This window comes from Mycobacterium sp. 852002-10029_SCH5224772 (genome assembly GCF_001667315.1).
Lineage (GTDB): Bacteria > Actinomycetota > Actinomycetes > Mycobacteriales > Mycobacteriaceae > Mycobacterium.
The window spans coordinates 1-18,217 of record NZ_LZHT01000089.1 but is presented as its reverse complement, the minus strand read 5'-3'; the positions used below and the strand labels follow the sequence as shown (position 1 = coordinate 18,217).

At 68.5% G+C, this 18,217-nt stretch carries 17 protein-coding genes; 8 read left to right on the top strand and 9 right to left on the bottom strand.

Going from position 1 to position 18,217, the window contains the following annotated elements:
• The first annotated feature begins 73 nt into the window (after nucleotides 1-73).
• A complete protein-coding gene (locus A5775_RS15955; protein WP_067254181.1) occupies nucleotides 74-1,729 on the top strand; it encodes a PPE family protein in 1,656 nt (551 codons plus the stop codon).
• 7 nt (nucleotides 1,730-1,736) lie between these two features.
• On the opposite strand, the gene A5775_RS15950 is transcribed toward A5775_RS15955, so the two are convergent.
• Genes A5775_RS15950 through cobG form a run of 3 tightly spaced genes read right to left on the bottom strand, consistent with a single transcriptional unit; the run spans nucleotide 1,737 to nucleotide 4,970 of the window.
• Nucleotides 1,737-3,227 carry a precorrin-2 C(20)-methyltransferase gene (locus A5775_RS15950; protein ID WP_067254178.1) on the bottom strand — a complete coding sequence of 497 codons (1,491 nt, stop codon included), beginning with the start codon at nucleotides 3,225-3,227 and terminating at the stop codon, nucleotides 1,737-1,739.
• On the bottom strand, nucleotides 3,224-3,850 hold the full coding sequence (locus tag A5775_RS15945; protein WP_067254175.1) for a precorrin-8X methylmutase: 627 nt from the start codon (nucleotides 3,848-3,850) through the stop codon (nucleotides 3,224-3,226). Before A5775_RS15945 ends, A5775_RS15950 begins: the two co-directional genes overlap by 4 nt.
• Before the next feature lie 19 nt (nucleotides 3,851-3,869).
• Nucleotides 3,870-4,970, bottom strand: coding sequence for a precorrin-3B synthase (cobG, locus tag A5775_RS15940; RefSeq protein WP_067254353.1), 1,101 nt, complete (start codon nucleotides 4,968-4,970; stop codon nucleotides 3,870-3,872).
• Nucleotides 4,971-5,120: 150 nt separating this feature from the next.
• Here cobG and A5775_RS15935 point away from each other — a divergent pair, with 150 nt between their 5' ends.
• Nucleotides 5,121-5,795: a S9 family peptidase gene (locus A5775_RS15935; protein ID WP_067254350.1), complete on the top strand. Its 675-nt coding sequence runs from the start codon at nucleotides 5,121-5,123 to the stop codon at nucleotides 5,793-5,795.
• A gap of 30 nt (nucleotides 5,796-5,825) precedes the next feature.
• Here A5775_RS15935 and A5775_RS15930 read toward each other — a convergent pair whose 3' ends face one another.
• Together A5775_RS15930 and A5775_RS15925 are read right to left on the bottom strand one after the other, a co-directional pair.
• Nucleotides 5,826-6,713: an oxygenase MpaB family protein gene (locus A5775_RS15930; protein ID WP_067254172.1), complete on the bottom strand. Its 888-nt coding sequence runs from the start codon at nucleotides 6,711-6,713 to the stop codon at nucleotides 5,826-5,828.
• Nucleotides 6,710-7,936 (bottom strand): oxygenase MpaB family protein, encoded by a 1,227-nt coding sequence (locus A5775_RS15925; protein ID WP_067254170.1) that lies wholly within the window; start codon nucleotides 7,934-7,936, stop codon nucleotides 6,710-6,712. Before A5775_RS15925 ends, A5775_RS15930 begins: the two co-directional genes overlap by 4 nt.
• A 47-nt stretch (nucleotides 7,937-7,983) precedes the next feature.
• Here A5775_RS15925 and A5775_RS15920 point away from each other — a divergent pair, with 47 nt between their 5' ends.
• On the top strand, nucleotides 7,984-8,625 hold the full coding sequence (locus A5775_RS15920) for a TetR/AcrR family transcriptional regulator (protein ID WP_082953041.1): 642 nt from the start codon (nucleotides 7,984-7,986) through the stop codon (nucleotides 8,623-8,625).
• 144 nt (nucleotides 8,626-8,769) lie between these two features.
• A complete protein-coding gene (locus tag A5775_RS15915) occupies nucleotides 8,770-10,284 on the top strand; it encodes a molybdopterin-dependent oxidoreductase (RefSeq protein ID WP_067254345.1) in 1,515 nt (504 codons plus the stop codon).
• Between the two features lie 4 nt (nucleotides 10,285-10,288).
• Here A5775_RS15915 and A5775_RS15910 read toward each other — a convergent pair whose 3' ends face one another.
• Nucleotides 10,289-10,489: a hypothetical protein gene (locus tag A5775_RS15910; protein WP_067254167.1), complete on the bottom strand. Its 201-nt coding sequence runs from the start codon at nucleotides 10,487-10,489 to the stop codon at nucleotides 10,289-10,291.
• Nucleotides 10,490-10,545: 56 nt separating this feature from the next.
• Here A5775_RS15910 and cobN point away from each other — a divergent pair, with 56 nt between their 5' ends.
• Nucleotides 10,546-14,124, top strand: coding sequence for a cobaltochelatase subunit CobN (gene cobN / locus A5775_RS15905; RefSeq protein WP_067254164.1), 3,579 nt, complete (start codon nucleotides 10,546-10,548; stop codon nucleotides 14,122-14,124).
• Between the two features lie 97 nt (nucleotides 14,125-14,221).
• On the opposite strand, the gene A5775_RS15900 is transcribed toward cobN, so the two are convergent.
• Both A5775_RS15900 and A5775_RS15895 read right to left on the bottom strand, forming a co-directional pair.
• Complete coding sequence (locus A5775_RS15900; protein WP_067254161.1) at nucleotides 14,222-15,025, bottom strand: SDR family NAD(P)-dependent oxidoreductase; 804 nt, start codon at nucleotides 15,023-15,025, stop codon at nucleotides 14,222-14,224.
• A 16-nt stretch (nucleotides 15,026-15,041) separates the two neighbouring features.
• Entirely contained in the window at nucleotides 15,042-15,692 is a 651-nt protein-coding gene (locus A5775_RS15895) for a TetR/AcrR family transcriptional regulator (protein WP_067254157.1), read from the bottom strand.
• A gap of 123 nt (nucleotides 15,693-15,815) precedes the next feature.
• Here A5775_RS15895 and A5775_RS15890 point away from each other — a divergent pair, with 123 nt between their 5' ends.
• The gene (locus A5775_RS15890; protein ID WP_067254154.1) at nucleotides 15,816-16,196 is read left to right on the top strand and encodes a PPOX class F420-dependent oxidoreductase; all 381 of its coding nucleotides are present in this window, start codon (nucleotides 15,816-15,818) and stop codon (nucleotides 16,194-16,196) included.
• Nucleotides 16,197-16,199: 3 nt separating this feature from the next.
• Here the strand turns inward: A5775_RS15890 and A5775_RS15885 are convergent, their stop codons facing one another.
• Complete coding sequence (locus tag A5775_RS15885) at nucleotides 16,200-16,907, bottom strand: dienelactone hydrolase family protein (RefSeq protein WP_067254151.1); 708 nt, start codon at nucleotides 16,905-16,907, stop codon at nucleotides 16,200-16,202.
• 73 nt (nucleotides 16,908-16,980) lie between these two features.
• Between A5775_RS15885 and A5775_RS15880 the strand changes: the two genes are divergently transcribed.
• Together A5775_RS15880 and A5775_RS15875 are read left to right on the top strand one after the other, a co-directional pair.
• Nucleotides 16,981-17,499 carry an FxsA family protein gene (locus A5775_RS15880; RefSeq protein WP_067254149.1) on the top strand — a complete coding sequence of 173 codons (519 nt, stop codon included), beginning with the start codon at nucleotides 16,981-16,983 and terminating at the stop codon, nucleotides 17,497-17,499.
• Nucleotides 17,500-17,672: 173 nt separating this feature from the next.
• Nucleotides 17,673-18,217, top strand: a 545-nt coding sequence (locus A5775_RS15875) for an amidohydrolase family protein (protein ID WP_369827876.1), incomplete at its 3' end; no start/stop codon positions are given.

Below are 18,217 nucleotides of genomic sequence, written 5' to 3'. Positions count from 1 at the left end.
TCGTACGCATCGCCAGCCCATCCACGAGATTCACCGAAGAGGTATTCGTGTTCTTGCCCGAAGGCCCCCGACGATGACCGCCCCGATCTGGGCCGCGTTTCCGCCCGAGGTGCACTCGACCTTGCTCAGCAGCGGCCCCGGCCCCGCCCCGCTGCTGGCCGCCGCGACGGCATGGTCGTCGATGAGCACCGACTATGCGACCGCGGCAACCGAACTCACCGGGTTGCTGGGCACCGTGCAGGCCGGGGCATGGGACGGACCCACCGCCGATCAGTACGTGGCCGCGCACGTGCCCTACCAGGCCTGGCTGCTGGAGAGCGCGGCCAAAAGCTCAGCCGCGGCGAGTCTGCACGAGACCGCGGCCACCGCCTACACCGCCGCGCTGGCCGCCATGCCGACGCTGGGCGAACTCGCGGCCAATCACGCGATTCACGGGACGCTGGTCGCCACGAACTTCTTCGGCATCAACACCATCCCCATCGCCGTCAACGAGGCCGACTACGCGCGCATGTGGGTACAGGCCGCCACGACGATGACCACCTACCAGGCCGTCAGTGAATCCGCCCTGGCGGCCCTTCCGCCGACCACACCCGCGCCGCCGATCGTCGTCCCGGGCGCCGAGGCGGGCACCGCCGGGGTCGCCGCAATGCAAGCGGCCGCCGTGGCGCCGGCGGCGGATTCCGGCTCCAACCTCAACAACGCCGATACGTCGAGCGCCCAGCAGCAGGCCACCACGGCGACGCAGACGTATCCGTCCTGGATGGACCAGCTGACGGCGTGGCTGAAGCAATACACCCAGAATTTCGCCTGGCCGGTGTCCGAAGAACTCAACCCCAACGGGTGGCCGTTTCCGCCGGTGCCGTGGGTCAACAGTCTCGCCTCGTTTTTCGGGCAGCTGGGACTGTCGCCGGCCCTGTCGAGCGCGCTCGGTTGGGCCATCTTCCACACCCTGATGATCTTCTGGCCGTTCATTCAGCTTGCGATTCAAATGGCGGTGGTGCTCGCCCCGGTCGTCGTTGCCGCCATCGGCGCGGCCGCGGCCGGTGGGGCGGCGGCCGCGGTCACCGCGATCAGCGTCGCGGCCCCGCTCTCGATGGCCCCGCCCGTCCCGGCCGTCGCGGCGGCGCCGGCTCCGGTGGTCGCGCCGGCGCCGATCATCGCCGGCGCGCCCGCGAGCGTGAACCACGTGCCGACACCGTCTACCGCCCCCGCGACGACGGTCGCCGGATCGGTCGGCGGCGGACCGGTCGGCGGGGGACCCGGCGTCGGTTTCGGTCCGACGGCGACAGACGGCATCGGCGTGGGTTTGTCCAATGCCCTCTACGCGGTGGGGTTGTCGGGACTGTCGGCACGCGGCAGCGCGAGCAGTCGGTCACGCCGGAAGTCGGAGGAACCGTCGTCGGACGACCTCGACGCGCCCGCGGGCGCAGCCGCGGCCGCCTCGGCCAAGAAAAAGGCCCGGGCCCGTCGGCGCCGCGGCGGAACCGCCACCGAGCGCGCGTACCGCTACGAATTCATGGACTCAGACCACGATGTGGATCCGGGCCGCGACGCTGACGATCCGTACGCAACCCGGCCGGCGGAGGACAGCGCGGGGCCGCTCGGATTCGTCGGTGCCGCAGCCAAATCTGATGCGGCCGAGGCTGCAGGGTTGGCGACGCTGTCCCGGGACGGGTTCAGTGATGGCCCCCGCGTGCCGATGATGCCGAGCACCTGGCAATCAGGATGAGCGAGCCCTACGGCTGGTAGCGCCGCGGTGTGAAGACCCGGTCGGTGGAATCGACTGAGTACCACTGGGTTTGCGAGGACCCGATGATCAGCAGGCAGCGCATGTCGATCTCAGTCGGGTTGAGATCGGCCAGCCGCACCACGCGGACGGCTTCGTCGTCACCCGACACATTGCGCCCGATCACCACCGGCGTGCCCGGTTCGCGGTGGGCCAGCAGAATGTCGCGCATCGCGCCGACCTGCCAGGTCCGCGTCTTGGATGCCGGGTTGTAGATCGCCAGCACCAGGTCGGCCGCCGCGGCGGCCTGCAGCCGCGCGGAGATCACCTCCCAGGGCTTGAGCCGGTCGGACAGCGAGATCACCGCGTAGTCGTGGCCCAGCGGGGCGCCGGCCCGGCTGGCCACCGCCTGGGCGGCGGTCATGGCCGGAATCACCCGAATCTGCACACCCGGCCACTGTTTGGCCTCTTCCAGCACCGCGGTCGCCATCGCGAAGACCCCCGGGTCGCCCGACGACACCACCGCGACGGCCCGCCCCTGCTCGGCCAGTGCGCAGGCCAGCCGCGCACGCTCGGGTTCGTCGCGGTTGTCGCTGGGGTGACGCTGCTGGCCGTCGCGGACCGGGACGCGATCCAGGTAGCCGCCGTAGCCGATCAGGTCGGTCGCGGCGGTCAACTCCCGGCGGCTCTGCGGTGTCATCCAATCCATATCGCCGGGGCCCAGGCCCACCACCGCGACGCTGCCGGCCGCGTGCACGTTGGGGGACCGCCCGCGCAGCCGGCGGCCACCCGGCAGCATGGCCAGGGAGAAGTACGGCACGCTGGTCTCGTCGACGTCGGCCGCGGGCAGGATGCGCTGCCCGGCGCTGCTGGCGCGTTCGACGTAAAACGTGTCATCGAGCTGCCCCGATGCCGAAAGCGCTTCGCGCACAGCGTGATACGAACGCCCCAACTTCAGCACCACGGCGGCGTCAGCGTCGGCCAGCCGGCGGGTCAGTTCGGCGACCGGCAAGGTGCCCGGCAGCACCGACAGCACCTCGTCGCCGGCCACCAGCGGGGTCGCGAGGGCCGCCGAGGCAGCGCTCACCGACGTCACACCCGGCACGATGACCGCGTTGAACCGCTCGGTCAACCGGGTGTGCAGATGCATGTATGAGCTGTAGAAGAGCGGGTCGCCCTCGGCCAGCAGCGCCACGTTGCGCCCGGCGTCCAGGTGCGCGGCGATTCGTCGCGTGGCCTCGGCGTAGAAGTCTTCCAACGCACCGGCGTAGCCGCCGGGATGGTCGGTGACCTCGGTGGTCACCGGGTAAACCAGGTGTTCTTCGATCTGACTGGGCCGCAGATAGGGTTCGGCGATGCCGCGCGCGATGCTGCGGCCGTGCCGGGCGCTGTGATAGGCGACGACTTCGGCCTCGCCGATCACCCGCGCGGCCTTGACGGTCACCAACTCCGGGTCGCCCGGCCCCAGCCCGACGCCCCACAGCGTCCCCCGGCCGGTCATTCGGCGTCGCTCGCGATGGCATTGACGGCGGCGGCGGCCATGGCGCTGCCGCCGCGGCGGCCCTGCACCACCAGATACGACATCCCACGCGGCTGGTCGATGAGCTCCTGCTTGGACTGCGCCGACCCGACGAATCCCACCGGCCCGCCCAGCACCCCGGCCGGCGGCGCAAGCCCCTCGTCGATCAGCTCGAGCAGCCGGAACAGCGCGGTCGGTGCGTTGCCGATGGCCAGCACGGCGCCGTCCAGCCGGTCGGCCCACAGCTCGACGCCGGCCGCCGAGCGGGTGGTCTGCCGGCTTGCGGCCAACTCGGCCGCGCGCGGATCGGCCACCAGTGACACCACCTCGTTGCCGGTCGGCAGCCGAGCGGTGGTGATCCCGGCTGCCACCATCGACGAATCGCACAACACCGGGGCGCCGCCTCGCAGGGCCGCACCGATGCGCGCGACAACATCGTCGGTGAACGCGACGTGCTCGGCGACGTCGACCTGGCCGCAGGTGTGGATCAACCGGACGACAACCCGCGCCACATCGGGCGGGAATCGAGCCAGGTCGGCTTCGGCGCGGATGGTCGCGAACGACTGGCGATAGATCTCCGCGGCATCGCGGATGTAGTCGAGCACCCGCTCACCCTAAGGGTTGTCAGCTTCGCAGCATCCGGTATCCGTCGCCGGTGGCGACCAGCACCTGACCGGCGGGTGGGCTGCCGCACGCGCGTTCGCAGCCCACGAAGTGCCGATGCACCCCAACGTCGGCATCCAACGCCTGTGCGGCGTCGGCCCGCACGTCCGCGGCCGAATGCGCGCACCCGGGGCTGCCGGTGCAGGCGCTGACGGTGAGCCAGGGGGAGTTCTCGTCGAACACGAGCCCCAACGGGGCCAGGACGCGCAGCGCGACGTCGGCGATGGACTCGTCGAGGTCGCACACCAGCACCGATCGCCACGGCGTGATCACCAGCGGCGCCTCGATCGCGGCCAGGTAATCCGCGACCCGCGCGGGCAAGACACCCAGCGGCACCGCGGCGCCCAGAGTGACCTTGCCGTCATCCTGGTCGATCCAGCCCACCGGCCCCTTGGTGACGACGGGAAAAGTTGTTCCGCCCGGCTCCGCGTCGGGTAGTAGTCGACGGATGTCATCTAATTCCTGTACGCGCCAAGCCTTTTCGCGGATATCGACGAAGCGTGTCGCGAGAGTGACCAGCGTCTCGACCACCTCGCCCGCGGCCAGCCGGACACCGGTGTCACGTCCGGCGAGCAACAGCGCGCAACCGTCCGGTAGCGCGTGCACGCCGATGTCGGCGCGCAGCCCTGATACGTCGGCGCGCCCGTCGTCGAGGCTGAACCAGAACCGGCCGCCCAGTTCCGCGAGTCGCGGTGCGGCGCAGATCGCGGCGTCCAACTCACCGACCATGGCCCGTACGTCGACGTCGCCTCCGGCCCGCCCCGACAGCGGTGACGCGACGATGTTGCGGACGCGCTCATGCGTGGTCGACGGCAACAGGCCTGCGGCCGCCAGGGTCTCGGCGACCGCGGTCACGTCGGTGAGCCCGCGCAACTGCACGTTGCCGCGTGCGGTGAGTTCGAGCGTTCCCGACCCTGACTGAGTGGCGGCGGCGCTCAACGCCGCCAGTTGAGCGGCCGTGAGCCTGCCCCCGGGTAATCGCACCCGGGCCAGGGCGCCGTCGGCTGCCTGGTGCACCTGCAGCGCACCCGGGCAAGCGTCGGTGTCACGCATCCTGGCCACCCGTCCACGGTACGGCCACCGGCTGAACACTGTGGCCGAGATTGCTTCAGGCCGAGCTTCAGGCCGACGTGAACCCTTACCCAAGGCAACGGTCGCGCCTCAGCGTCGGCCGCCGTTTGGGACCGCTGCCCCCGGGGCACACTCGTGCCCGTGGACACGGTGGAATACGCCCCCGGACGCCTGGCCGACGTTTTCGGCGACTCCCGACGACCCACCGTCCTGCTGTGGCACGGCATGCAGACCGATGCCCGCGCGGCCTTCGGCCCGTTGGCCAATATGCTCAGCGACCGCGGCGCGGCCGTGGTGGCGTCGGACTGGAATTCCCACGCCGACGATGGTGGGCGCGCGGATCTGTTGGGATCGCTCGACTTCACCCGTGATTTTGCGGGCGCGGGCAACGGCATCGTGCTCGTCGGGTGGTCCATGGGCGGTTGCGCCGCAGCGGGTCTGACGCTCAACGCGGCCCGTTTCGACGTCAGCCTCGCGCACACCGTTTGCCTGGCCGGCGCGTTCATGGTGCCCGATCCGCTCTCCGGTCAGGCGCCGACCGACGCGCTGTCGGCCGGCCGCGTCGGCACGCCGTTCACGCTGCTGCACGGGCGGGCCGACGATGCTGTCCCCGTGAGCGCCAGCAGGGAGTTCGCGGCCGGGCTGGAACGGGTCGGATGGCCGGTCGAGTTGGTGGAGTTCGACGCCGACCACGGTTCCATCGCCGGTGCCGACTACGACCCGGTGGCGGATCGCTACGGACCGGGGAAGAGCGAGGAGGCGCAGCGGGTCGCCGAGGAGGTCGCCGCCCGGATTGCGGCGCTGATCGGTCGCTGATCGCCGACGCGAATCACCTGGCCGCGAGTCTCAAACCCGGCGCGGGACGCTACCCAGCTCGCGTAACCAGCCCCTGCGGGCCGCCTTGTGCCACTTCAGGGATGCGGGCACCATGCGCCAACCGCGCCTGATGGCGGCCCGCACGGCCCGGTAGGAAGCCTCGTCGGCGCGCGTCCATCGAATGTCGAAGCGCTCCCGCACAATCGGCGGCAATCCACCGAAGATCACCAGGCGCATCGGCGGTGCCAGGGCGATGCGCACCGGCAAGGTGGGCAGCAACGCGTCCGTGAGCGGACGCAACCGGGGATGGCTCGGGTAATCCGGTGATGCGCTCATGTCGGGGATCGCGGACCTGTTGATGAACTTGATCAGATAGTCCGACGCGGGGTTGGGTTGCAGCACTTCGGTGCAGTAGCGCTGGTACTCGGTGTTGAAGTCGGCCAGCGTCGGCGGCATGACCGACTCCGAGACGCCGTACCGCCGATACCATTCGCAGCCTTCACGATAGAGCTGTTCGCGTTCGCGATCGGTCAGTCGGTAGGTGTCCCAGTATTCGGCGAGCCGGTGCACCATCATCTGAAATGTGGCGTGCGCCCACCAGTACGTCTCCGGATTGAGCGCGTGATAGCGCTGCCCATCGGGCAGCTCGCCCTTGATGTCACGGTGGAAGTCGCGGACCTGGATCCCGGTGTCATCCGCGTCCGGGCCATCATAGACGGTGCCGAGAATGCCTGGTAGGGAACGAAAGACGCGATCGACCGGATCGTCGAAGAAGTCCGAGTGGTCGATCAACCCCTGGCCGATCGCGGGGTGCATCGTCTGCATCAAGCCGGCCGTGCCGCCTTCGAAAGCGATGCGCAGGTCGCCCGCCCAGCGCCATAGCAGCGACTGCGGCCCCAGGTCGACGCGGGTGCTCACAGCGCCAACCTGCCTACGTCATGAGCCTGGTCGCCGAAGTACCGGCGCAGCACACGCTGCCGAGAGCGGTCGCCCCACCGCTGCACATAAGCGGTACCCCAACGGGTTCGGGTAAGCAGTTGGTAGCGAACGACATTGGCGGCCAGGACCGGTAGCACCGCGACGGGGAGCGCACGCGGCAGATCCAGATCACGCATGCCTTCCTTGCGTAGGAAATAACGCAACATGCTGAGCAGCCGGGCCCGCGCGACGGCACCGCGGATGCGGGGCAGCTGGGAAAAGTACAGTCCGCGCTGCGCCTCGACGATGGCGTTGGCCAGTGGCGGGCCCGCCAGACTGACATCGGACTGCGTGAGCAGCAAGTGGTAATTGAGGCGGTGCTGCTGCCTTTCGGTGTCGCAAAGCCAGTCCTCATCCACCCCCATGAGCCAGCCGACGTATTTCCACAGATGCATGATCGCGAGGGAATCTTGCCGGGGAACCCGCACCCCGAGCAGCCGCACGCCGAGCAGAAGTGCGCCGTTGAACAGCCCCAGCGTCGCGGCCTGGTCGGACTGATTGATCGGCAGGCCCCACTGCTCGACGTCCCATCGGCCGTTGGTCTCGAACCGTTGGTTCACCAGCGCGTGCATGAGGCGGACGTGCACGGTGAGCTTGAAGCCGGGCTGGTCACGGCGCATGCCGTCCGGTGCCGATATTGCGATGGCCCAGTGCTGGGTTTCGGCCAGTCGGCGCACCGTGGTGCGCCCGGTCAGGCCGCCGGTCTCCACGAGCAGGTCGGTCGGCCCGCCGAATCGGTACCCACCGACCAGGGCCAGCTGCAGCATGACGTCGGCGGCGTTGGTGCCAAATCGCCGGTAGGCGGCCGCACCCCGGTTGACCAGGTCGAAATCCACCCAGTCGGGGGTGCGCTCGACGACGGCGAAGAACTCGCGAAGCGCCGCCGGACACTCCGGCACCGCGTCGACGCCGGCGTCCAGGGCAAGGTTGAACTGGCCCATGGACACCTCGCCGGCCCCCATCGCGCGCACCAGCGCGGCGCCCGTCTCGTCCCGTTGCATCAGGCGCTGACCGATCCGCTCGATGAGTTCCCGATCTGGCCGGTAGGTGCGGGTCAGGACCTGTAGCGGGCGGCCCAGCCGACGATTGCGCGCCTCGGCACCGAGAAAGCGGCGCGGATATTGGGCGTCCGTCTTGAGCGGTACGTCGAGGTCTGCCACCATGACTCAATGCTGACACGAGCTTTTATTCACGTTCAATTCGCGTTCTGATGGCCCGGGCCAACAAGGGCGCGGCCCGCCGAACGCCCAGCCAGGAGCGGTCGCGGGCGCTGGTGGAACGCATCCTGGACGCGGCTCAGGGGGTATTGATCGCCCACGGTTACGACGGCGCATCGACCAATCGAATCGCGGCCGCGGCCGGCGTCAGCCCGGGTTCGCTTTACCAGTATTTCCCGAACAAGGATGCCATCGTCGCCGCGGTCATCGACCGCTACAGCGACGCGCTGGCCGCGAGCGTGGCGTCCACGCTCGCGCAGTCGTTGCACCGGCCGGCGCCCGAGCATGTGCGGAATTCGGTCGCGGCGCTGCTCGACGCGCTCGACGTGCATCCCGAATTCCTGCGCGCGGTCATAGAACAGACCCCGCGGCTGGGCGCCGAAAGCAAACTCGCGGCGTTCGAGCAACGTATCGGCGAGCTGACCATGGCCTACCTGGTGATGAACCGCGACCAGGTGCGCTCCGATGTCCGCTTCGATACCGCAGCGTGGATGCTGGTGCGGATGATCGAGCACCTCACCGTGCGCTACATCCTGGACCGGCCCGACATCGACCGCAACGAATTCCTCTACGAGATAACGACTGTGGCGTTGAACTACCTGAGGATTCACGACGACCCGATGCGCCGTGCGTGAGCCTGACGCGTCTCGCGTTCTACGCTGTCGTGCGGAACCCACCCGTGTCAGACGCCACCGGCACTGTGCCGCAAGAGTTTTGCGGCGTCGAGAAGAAGCGCGAGTAAAGTGAATTCGGTGGCCGTGGCTTCGTCGAATGACCGGATGATCGCCGGGGTCGCCGCTGCCTCCGTCGCGCTCGGCGTCGCCCAACTGGCCAGCATCCCGTTCGGTGCGCGGGCCGATGCCCGCACCGCCGTGAGTTCCGCGGTCGTCGACCTGACACCGGGACCCGTCAAAGAGTGGGCCATCCAAACGCTCGGTCCGCTCGACAAACCCTTCCTGGCCGTCGTCGTGCTCGTGGTGACCGCGACGATCGCGGCGATCGCCGGGACTCTCGAGACTCAGCGCCGCCCGTTGGGCAGCGCTGTGATCGCCGCGGCGGGCGTCCTCGGCTGCATTGCGGTGCTGTCCCGACCAGGCGGGACCGCACTCGACACGATCCCCACTGTCGTCGGCGCCGCCTGTGGCGTAGGGGTGCTGCGAGTGCTCACCCGGCGGTTCTGGCCCGAGCCGGACGACAGCGCAGACGACCAGGAGCAGGCAGATCCCGGCCGGCGCAGGTTGGTCATGTACGGGTTGCTCGGACTGGGCGTTGTCAGTGGGGTAGTGGGAGCACTCGGCACCCGGCTGGCGCATTCAGTGGAAGCCGACCGTAAGACATTCGCCCTGCCCCGACCACGATTCTCAGCGCGCCCGATACCCGTCGAGGTGCAGCCGAAAGGCGTTGCGTTGCCGAGCTTTATCACTTCAAGTGCTGACTTTTACCGGGTCGACACCGCGCTGAGCGTGCCCCAGCTCAGCCGCGGCGACTGGCGCCTGCGTATCCATGGGATGGTGGATCGCGAGACCACATACGGCTTCGACGACCTCGCCCGCTTCGACATCGTCGAGACGGTCACCACGCTAACATGTGTATCCAATCCCGTTGGCGGAGACCTCATTTCAACAGGAATCTGGACCGGCTACCGGCTGGCAGACCTGCTGGCGGCGGCCGGCGTGCACCGGGACGCAGACATGGTGCTCTCCACGTCGATCGATGGATTCACCGTCGGCACCCCCGTGCAGGCTCTCACGGATGGCCGCGACGCGCTGCTGGCGGTCGGCCTCAACGGTCATGCGCTGCCCGTCGAGCACGGCTACCCGGCCCGCATGGTGGTGCCCGGACTCTATGGCTACGTGTCGGCCACCAAGTGGGTGGTGGATTTGGAGCTGACCCGGTTCGACAGGGCCAAGGCCTACTGGACGCGGCAGGGCTGGGCGGCGCAGGCGCCCATCAAGACGGAGTCGCGGATCGACGTGCCCAGGGGCGGCCAGAAGGTGCCGGTGGGGCCGGTGGTGTTCGGCGGCGTTGCGTGGGCACAAAATCGTGGCGTGCGGGCGGTCGAAGTCCGCATCGGCGACGGCGGTTGGGAACCGGCCGAACTGGGTGCGAGTTATTCCAATGAGACATGGCGATTGTGGAGCTTTCCGTGGCAGGCGAAAATCCCCGGAAGAGAAACCATCACCGTGCGGGCGATCGACAACACCGGTGCCGTCCAAACCGAAGAGCGCGCCAATCCCGTCCCCGACGGTGCCACCGGCTGGCACACGGTGAACTTCGCCGTCGTGCCGGCATAGCAACCTATTTCGACCTAAGTTTCCGCCAACTGATCACCGCGATCGTTATCCCTACGAGCGCTGTGATCGGCCCGATGACCGACCAGGTGGTGGTGTTGCTCATCGGGCTGCCGCCGAGCACTCCGAATCCCTGCAGTGCCCAGATCACACCGAACAACGCGACGATCAGCCCGACCGCGAAGGCGACGACGAATCCTCTGCTCATAGGGGAACCTTACGTGCCGATTCGGCCGTCCGATGCCGCTGCGGTACGAATGACGGGTGGCTGAGCCGAGCATCCTGCTGCTATCGACATCCGACACGGACCTGATCAGCGCCCGTTCCAGCGGGAAGAACTACCGGTGGGCCAACCCGTCGCGGCTGTCGGAGGACGAACTACCCGACCTGCTGGCCGACGTCGCCATCGTGGTGGTGCGGATCCTTGGCGGCTACCGGGCCTGGCAGAGCGGGATCGACACCGTGATCGCCAGCGGTGTGCCCACGGTGCTGGTCAGCGGCGAGCAAGCCGCCGATGCCGAACTGACCGGCCTGTCGACGCTGGCGGCCGGCATCGCGGTCCAGGCGCACATCTACCTGGCCCACGGCGGCGTGGACAACCTGCGCCAGCTGCACGCCTTTTTGTCGGACACCGTGCTGATGACCGGGTTCGGGTTCACCCCGCCGGTCGTGACGCCGACGTGGGGCGAGCTGGCGCGCCCGAATGCCAGGGATATCGATGGTCCGACGATCGCCGTGCTCTATTACCGCGCTCAGCACCTGGCTGGCAACACCGGCTACGTCGAGTCGCTGTGTGAGGCCATCGAAGACGCCGGCGCGCGGCCGATGCCCGTCTACTGCGCGTCGCTGCGCACCGCCGAGCCCGAACTGCTGCACCGGCTCGGCGACGCCGACGCCATGGTGGTGACCGTCCTGGCCGCCGGGGGACTGAAGCCGGCCACCGCCTCCGCCGGTGGCGATGACGACAGCTGGAACGTCGAACACCTTGCCGCCCTGGACATTCCGATCCTGCAGGGATTGTGCCTGACCAGCCCGCGCGCCCAGTGGTGCGAAAACGACGACGGAGTGAGTCCCCTCGACGTGGCCAGCCAGGTGGCGGTACCCGAATTCGACGGCCGCATCATCACGGTTCCCTTCTCCTTCAAAGAAATTGACCAAGACGGCCTGATCTCCTACGTCGCCGACGCCGAGCGATGCGCCCGAGTCGCCGGGCTGGCCGTGCGACACGCGCAGCTGCGGCACATCGCGCCGGCCGAGAAGCGGGTGGCCCTGGTGTTCTCGGCCTACCCCACCAAGCACGCCCGAATCGGCAATGCGGTGGGTTTGGACACACCCGCGAGCGCGGTCAGGCTGCTGCAGGCGATGCGCGATCACGGGTACCACGTCGGTAACCTGCCGGGCGTCGAGGCGGACGACGGCGACGCTCTGATACACGCGCTGATCGAGCGGGGCGGCCAGGATCCCGATTGGCTCACCGAGGGGCAATTGGCCGGCAACCCGATCCGGGTGTCCGCCAAGGATTACCGCGCGTGGTTCGGGACCCTGCCCGCCGAATTCACCGATGCGGTCCAGGGGCATTGGGGCCCGCCGCCCGGCGAGCTTTTCGTCGACCACAGCAACGACCCCGACGGTGAAATCGTCATCGCCGCAATCCAATCGGACAACCTGGTGCTGATGGTGCAGCCGCCCCGGGGCTTCGGGGAGAACCCGGTCGCCATCTACCATGACCCGGACCTGCCGCCCAGCCATCACTACCTCGCCGCCTACCGCTGGCTGGACGCCGGATTCGGGGCGCACGCCGTGGTGCATCTGGGCAAACACGGCAACCTGGAATGGCTACCCGGCAAGACGCTGGGCATGTCAGCGGCCTGCGCACCCGATGCCGCGCTGGGCAGCCTGCCGCTGGTCTACCCTTTCCTGGTCAACGACCCCGGCGAGGGCACCCAAGCCAAGCGGCGCGCACACGCCGTTCTCGTCGACCATCTCATTCCGCCGATGGCGCGCGCCGAAAGCTACGGCGACATCGCCCGTTTGGAGCAGCTGCTCGACGAGCACGCCAACGTGGCCGCGCTGGATCCCGGCAAGCTGCCCGCCATCCGTCAGCAGATCTGGACCCTCATCCGGGCGGCGAAGATGGACCACGATCTGGGGTTGACCGAACGTCCGGCCGAGGACTCGTTCGACGACATGCTGCTGCACGTAGACGGCTGGCTGTGCGAGATCAAGGATGTCCAGATCCGTGACGGCCTGCACATCCTGGGGCAAAAGCCCACGGGGGAGGCCGAACTGGATCTCGTGCTGGCGATCCTGCGGGCCCGCCAGCTGTTCGGCGGCGAGCTTGCGATCCCCGGCCTGCGCCAGGCGTTGGGTCTGGCCGAGGACGGCACCGACGAACGAACGAGGGTGGACGCGGCCGAGGCCGCGGCCCGCGAACTCGTCGGCGCACTACAGGCCGCCGGCTGGAATCCCGATGCGGCCGAAGGGCTTACCGACAGCGCCGAGGTCGCAGCGGTACTCCGGTTCGCCGCGACGGAAGTGGTACCCCGCCTGGCCGGCACCTCCGCCGAAATCGACCAGGTGCTGCGCGCGCTGGACGGCCGATTCATCCCGGCCGGCCCCTCGGGGTCACCGCTGCGCGGGCTGGTCAACGTGCTGCCCACCGGGCGCAACTTCTACTCCGTCGACCCCAAGGCCGTACCATCCCGGCTGGCCTGGGAAGCCGGTGTGGCACTGGCGGATTCGCTGCTCGACCGCTACCGAGACGACCACGGGCGGTGGCCGCAATCGGTGGGCCTGTCGGTGTGGGGGACCTCGGCGATGCGCACCGCCGGTGATGACATCGCCGAAGTTCTTGCGCTGCTGGGCGTTCGGCCGGTGTGGGATGACGCATCGCGCCGAGTCGTCGACCTCGCGGTGATTCCCCTGGCCGAGCTTGGGCGCCCGCGCATCGATGTGACGGTGCGGATCTCCGGCTTCTTCCGGGACGCCTTCCCGCATGTGGTGACGATGCTCGACGACGCGGTGCGGCTGGTCGCCGGCCTCGAAGACGAACCCGCCGACGAGAACTACGTACGGGCGCATGCCCAGGCCGACCTGGCCCAGCACGGCGATCAACGCCGCTCCACCACAAGGATTTTCGGCTCCAAACCGGGCACCTACGGCGCCGGGTTGCTGCAGCTCATCGACAGCCGAAACTGGCGCGACGATGCCGATCTCGCCGCGGTGTACACCGCCTGGGGCGGGTTCGCCTATGGGCGCGACCTGGATGGCCGCGAGGCGGTCGACGACATGAACCGCCAGTACCGGCGCATCGCCGTGGCCGCCAAGAACACCGACACCCGCGAACACGACATTGCCGACTCCGACGACTACTTCCAGTACCACGGTGGCATGGTGGCGACGGTGCGGGCACTGACGGGCCAGGCGCCGGCGGCCTATATCGGCGACAACACCAGGCCCGACGCGATCCGCACCCGCACCTTGTCCGAGGAGACCACGCGCGTGTTCAGGGCCCGCGTGGTGAATCCGCGCTGGATGTCGGCGATGCGCCGGCACGGATACAAGGGCGCGTTCGAAATGGCGGCGACCGTGGACTACCTGTTCGGCTACGACGCGACGGCTCACGTGATGGCCGACTGGATGTACGAACAACTCACCGAGCGCTACGTGCTGGACCCGGAGAACCGGAAATTCATGGCCGAGTCGAATCCCTGGGCACTGCACGGCATGGCAGAACGGCTGCTGGAGGCGGCCGGGCGCGGCATGTGGGCGCAGCCGCAACCGGAAACCCTCGACGGTCTGCGCCGGGCGCTGTTGGAAACCGAAGGTGATCTGGAAGGCTGAGCTCCCGCGCGAGTTCTCCGCCCCCACCGAACGTGCGGCTGGCCGCACACTCGACACCGAACGTTCGGTTGGCCGCACACTCGGCATGGCTGGAACGTCAGATGAAATCCGACCCGCCGTCCACGTTGACGGTCGCGCCGGTGACATAGCCATTTCGCCGCGATGCCAGGTAGGCGGTGACGGACGCGACCTCTTCGGGGAGGCCGGCCCGGCCGAGGTCGCAGGGCTGGTGAAAGTTGTTGTCGATCCAGGTCATGACGTCGACGGGATTGGTGGCGTCGAGGCCGTCGGCGGCGAGGATGTCTTTGAGGTTTTCGGTGAAGCTGGCGGTCACGATGGTCCCGGGACACACGCAGTTGACGAGAATGCCGTCCTTGGCAAGGCTTTTCGACAAGTTCTTGGTGAGGCTGGCCAACGCCGCCTTCGAGGCCGTGTAGGCGACGATCCCCGGGTTCTGGCGCTGAATCGAGTGCGCGGACAAGGTCACGATGCGGGCCCAGTCCGCGGAGCGCAGCAGCGGCAGGGCGGCGCGGATCGATCGCACAGCCGACATCGTGCCGAGGGTGAACGCCTCGTCCCATTGGGTGTCGTCCATCTGCTCGAAATAGCCGTCGCCCGGCCCGATCGTGTGGACGAGGCTGTTGAGTTCCCCCCAGCGGCCGGCGACCGCGTCGAAACCCCCGGCGATGGATGCGGGATCGGCCATATCCACGCTGACCCCCATGGCATCCGGAGCGCCGGCCTCGCGCAGCGATGCCACGGCGGCATCGAGCGCGCCCTGGCTCCTGGCCATCACCGCCACCCTGGCCCCTTCGGCCGCAAGGGTTTCGGCGATCGCCAGGCCCATACCCTTGCTGCCGCCCGTGACCACGGCCGTCGATCCCGCAAGACCCAGGTCCATCGCTAATCCCTTTCGATCACGTCGAACACTCCTGTTCGAGCACCTCCGGCGCCACACCGAGCCCGCGCAGGCAGAACCGCTGAATGCGCCGGCGCAGGTCGTCGCGAGCACAGGTGCCCTTGGCCCAGTGCTGGTCGATTCCCGCCCACACCACCCCGTGGATGAACTGGGCGTCGCTCACCGGATCGACACGGTGAAAGACACCGTCCTGTAGGCCGCGCCCAATTGCCTCGCGCAGCGGTGTGAGCATCTCCGCATACGCCGGCTGAACCACACCGGGAGACGCGAAGGTCTGCGATTGAGCTTCTAACGACAGGCGCCGCAGATCGTTTCCGAGGCGTTCGTCGAATGCCAAGTCGAGTCTTCCGTCGATCCATGCCACGACGGCCTCGATTGCTGTTGCGGCACCGGCCATCCGACGCTTGAGTCGCCGCTTTTCGGCGCGCGCACCCTCGAGGAAGACCGCGGCAACCAGTTCGTCCTTCGACCCGAAATGCCGATAGAACGCTCGTGTGCTCAGTGCGGCCCGTTGCAGGACGGCGGCGATACTGAGCCCGTCGACTCCATGCTCGCGCAACGTTGTCGTCGCCGCGGCCAGGATCTGGCGGCGAACCGCGGGATCAGGTCCCAGCTTCTCGCGTTGCCGCGTGCGGGGAGCGCTCACCATCGCCTGCTTCTGTCGGTGCCGGACCTTTAAATGAAAATCATGTTTTCGTTTAAGGCCCTACGACTATCGCAGCGCGGCGGTAAGCATGTCAACGTTGAATCCGGACAACGGTAGGTTGGCACCGTGACACCAACCTTCGCCGATCTCGCCAAGGCGCAATACATCCTGCTGACCACTTTCACCAAGGACGGCAGGCCCAAGCCGACGCCGATCTGGGCCGCCCTGGATCAAGACCGGCTCCTGGTCATCACCCAGGAACAGTCGTGGAAGGTCAAGCGAATCCGCAACACCCCGCGCGTCACGCTGGCCACCTGCACGATGAACGGCCGCCCGACCAGCGAGGCCGTTGAGGGGACCGCCGTCATCCTCGACAAGTCGCACACCGCCGCGGTCTACGACGCGATCGGCAAGCGCTACGGCATCGTGGGCAAGGTGTTCAACCTCTTCAGTAAGCTGCGCGGCGGCATGGAGAACAACGTGGGGCTCGCGCTGAAAGTGGTTTGAGCGCTACGTCGTTGCTCCCGCGGCCAGGTGTTCGCCGAAGAACGCGAAAACGCGGCGCCAGGCGTCTTCGGCGGCGGCCTTGTCGTAGCCGAAACCGGTGATCCGAAGCAGGCCCTGGGCGGGTAGTTCGTTGGCGAAGCTGTGCCCGGCGCCGGGATAGACCTTCACATCGGCGGTGATGTTCTTGTTGGCGATGGCCTCACGCAGCTTCTCGGGCGCGCCCCGTCCCAGCGGGTCACGGCCGCCTAGGCTCGCCACCATCGGGCACGAACCATCGAGCGTCTGGTCGAGGTTGCGGGGCAGGGGAGTGCTGTAGAACGGCGCGGAGGCACCAAAACCCTTGGGCGACATCACAAGTGCGAATTGACCGCCCATGCAGAAGCCGGCGATGCCGACCTGGCCGGAACATTCCGCCATGGCTTTCAGGTGATCGCGTGCGGCCAGGATGTCATCGAGGGCTCGGCCGCGCTGCGTCTGCAGCTCCTTCATGACCCGCGAGATGCAGCGGATCCGGCCGCCGCGGGCGTACATGTTCGGGGTGAGCGCCAGATAACCCGCTCCGGCGATGCGGTCGTTGGTCGACTGCTTGTCCCGGCCGTAGCCGAACGCGTCGTGGATCACCACCACACCCGGCCACGGGCCCTGTCCCGATGGTGTGCTCAGTAACGCATCGATCGGTCCGTCGGGGGCGTCGATCTGAATCGTCGTCATAGCGTCATCTAACTGCAATCGGGAGCGATCGCACCACGGGAACTCCGGCGCGGTCCGCAGACGTTGGCCAGACATGGTGTCGCGGCTGTTGCTGATATATGCCGTCGTCGAACTCGCGGTGATTTTCGCGCTGGTGTCGACGATCGGATGGGGTTGGACCCTGCTGCTGTTGTTGGCGACGTTCCTGCTCGGGTGGGGCATCGTCGCCCCGATGGCAGGGTCCCACCTCCTCCGTCGGATCGGGCGGTTGCGCTCCGGGTTGGCCGGATCACGCAGCGCGGCCAGCGACGGCGCGCTGGTCAGTTTGGCCGCGCTGCTCGTTCTCATCCCCGGCCTGGTGAGTACCGCGCTCGGCTTGCTGCTGCTCATTCCGCCGGTACGGTCGGCGGTCGGCCCCGGGTTGGGCGCGATGGCAGTGCGCACGTTGCGGCGACGGATGCCGGGAATCAGCTACGCGGCGACCTTCCCCGCGCAGTATCCGGGAGCGTCTTACCCGGATGACGGCCGCGGCCACGGCGACTACATCGACGGCGAGGTCATCGACGTCAAGGATGTCGAGCCGGTGCGAACCCCGCGCGCCGACGGGCACTGAGCCGGCGGGTGGGCCGCATCACCCACGGCACGTAGTTTTGGGCTGTGGCCGATTGTCCCGTTCCTCCTCAGGCCGTTTCACGGCCTGCATCGTCACGGGACGTAGCCGATAGTCCGGTGACCCTGCTCATCAACGGCCGGGTGCACAGCCCCGCCCAACCCGACGCGACCGCGATGGCTGTCCGCGACGGCGTCATCGCGTGGCTGGGCAGCGACGCGGTCGGCCGCGCCATGTTCCCCGATGCCGACGTCGAAGACGTCGACGCTGGTTTCGTCGCGCCCGGATTCGTGGACAGCCACATCCATCTGACCTCCACGGGGCTGACACTGAGCGGGCTCGACCTGCGCGCGGCCCGCTCGCGCGCGCACTGCATGCAATTGGTCACCGACTACGCCGCCGCCCACCCGGACCAGCCGGTGTGGGGGCATGGCTGGGATGAGACGTCGTGGCCGGACAACGCCCCGCCCAACACCAGTGACCTGGACGCCGTCATCGGTGACCGGCCGGCCTACCTGGCGCGCGTGGACGTGCACTCCGCGCTGGCCTCGACGGGGCTGCGACGTCTGGTCGCGGAACTCCCCGGCGCGGCCGGATTCAGCGCTGAACGGCCGCTGGTCGGCGACGCCCCCCCCCAGGGGGGGGCCCCCCCCCCGGCCCGCGGGGCCCCCCCCCCCACGCCCCCCGCCCCCCCCCCCGCCCCCCCCCCCCGCGGCCCCGC

Bases quoted from the DNA above. Each gene is read 5' to 3' on its own strand.
- A5775_RS15955 (WP_067254181.1), top strand. From the start codon at position 74: ATGACCGCCCCGATCTGGGCCGCGTTTCCGCCCGAGGTGCACTCGACC.
- A5775_RS15950 (WP_067254178.1), bottom strand. From the start codon at position 3,227: ATGACCGGCCGGGGGACGCTGTGGGGCGTCGGGCTGGGGCCGGGCGAC.
- A5775_RS15925 (WP_067254170.1), bottom strand. From the start codon at position 7,936: ATGGTGGCAGACCTCGACGTACCGCTCAAGACGGACGCCCAATATCCG.
- A5775_RS15920 (WP_082953041.1), top strand. From the start codon at position 7,984: ATGGCCCGGGCCAACAAGGGCGCGGCCCGCCGAACGCCCAGCCAGGAG.
- A5775_RS15915 (WP_067254345.1), top strand. From the start codon at position 8,770: ATGATCGCCGGGGTCGCCGCTGCCTCCGTCGCGCTCGGCGTCGCCCAA.
- A5775_RS15910 (WP_067254167.1), bottom strand. From the start codon at position 10,489: ATGAGCAGAGGATTCGTCGTCGCCTTCGCGGTCGGGCTGATCGTCGCG.
- A5775_RS15900 (WP_067254161.1), bottom strand. From the start codon at position 15,025: ATGGACCTGGGTCTTGCGGGATCGACGGCCGTGGTCACGGGCGGCAGC.
- A5775_RS15895 (WP_067254157.1), bottom strand. From the start codon at position 15,692: ATGGTGAGCGCTCCCCGCACGCGGCAACGCGAGAAGCTGGGACCTGAT.
- A5775_RS15885 (WP_067254151.1), bottom strand. From the start codon at position 16,907: ATGACGACGATTCAGATCGACGCCCCCGACGGACCGATCGATGCGTTA.
- A5775_RS15880 (WP_067254149.1), top strand. From the start codon at position 16,981: ATGGTGTCGCGGCTGTTGCTGATATATGCCGTCGTCGAACTCGCGGTG.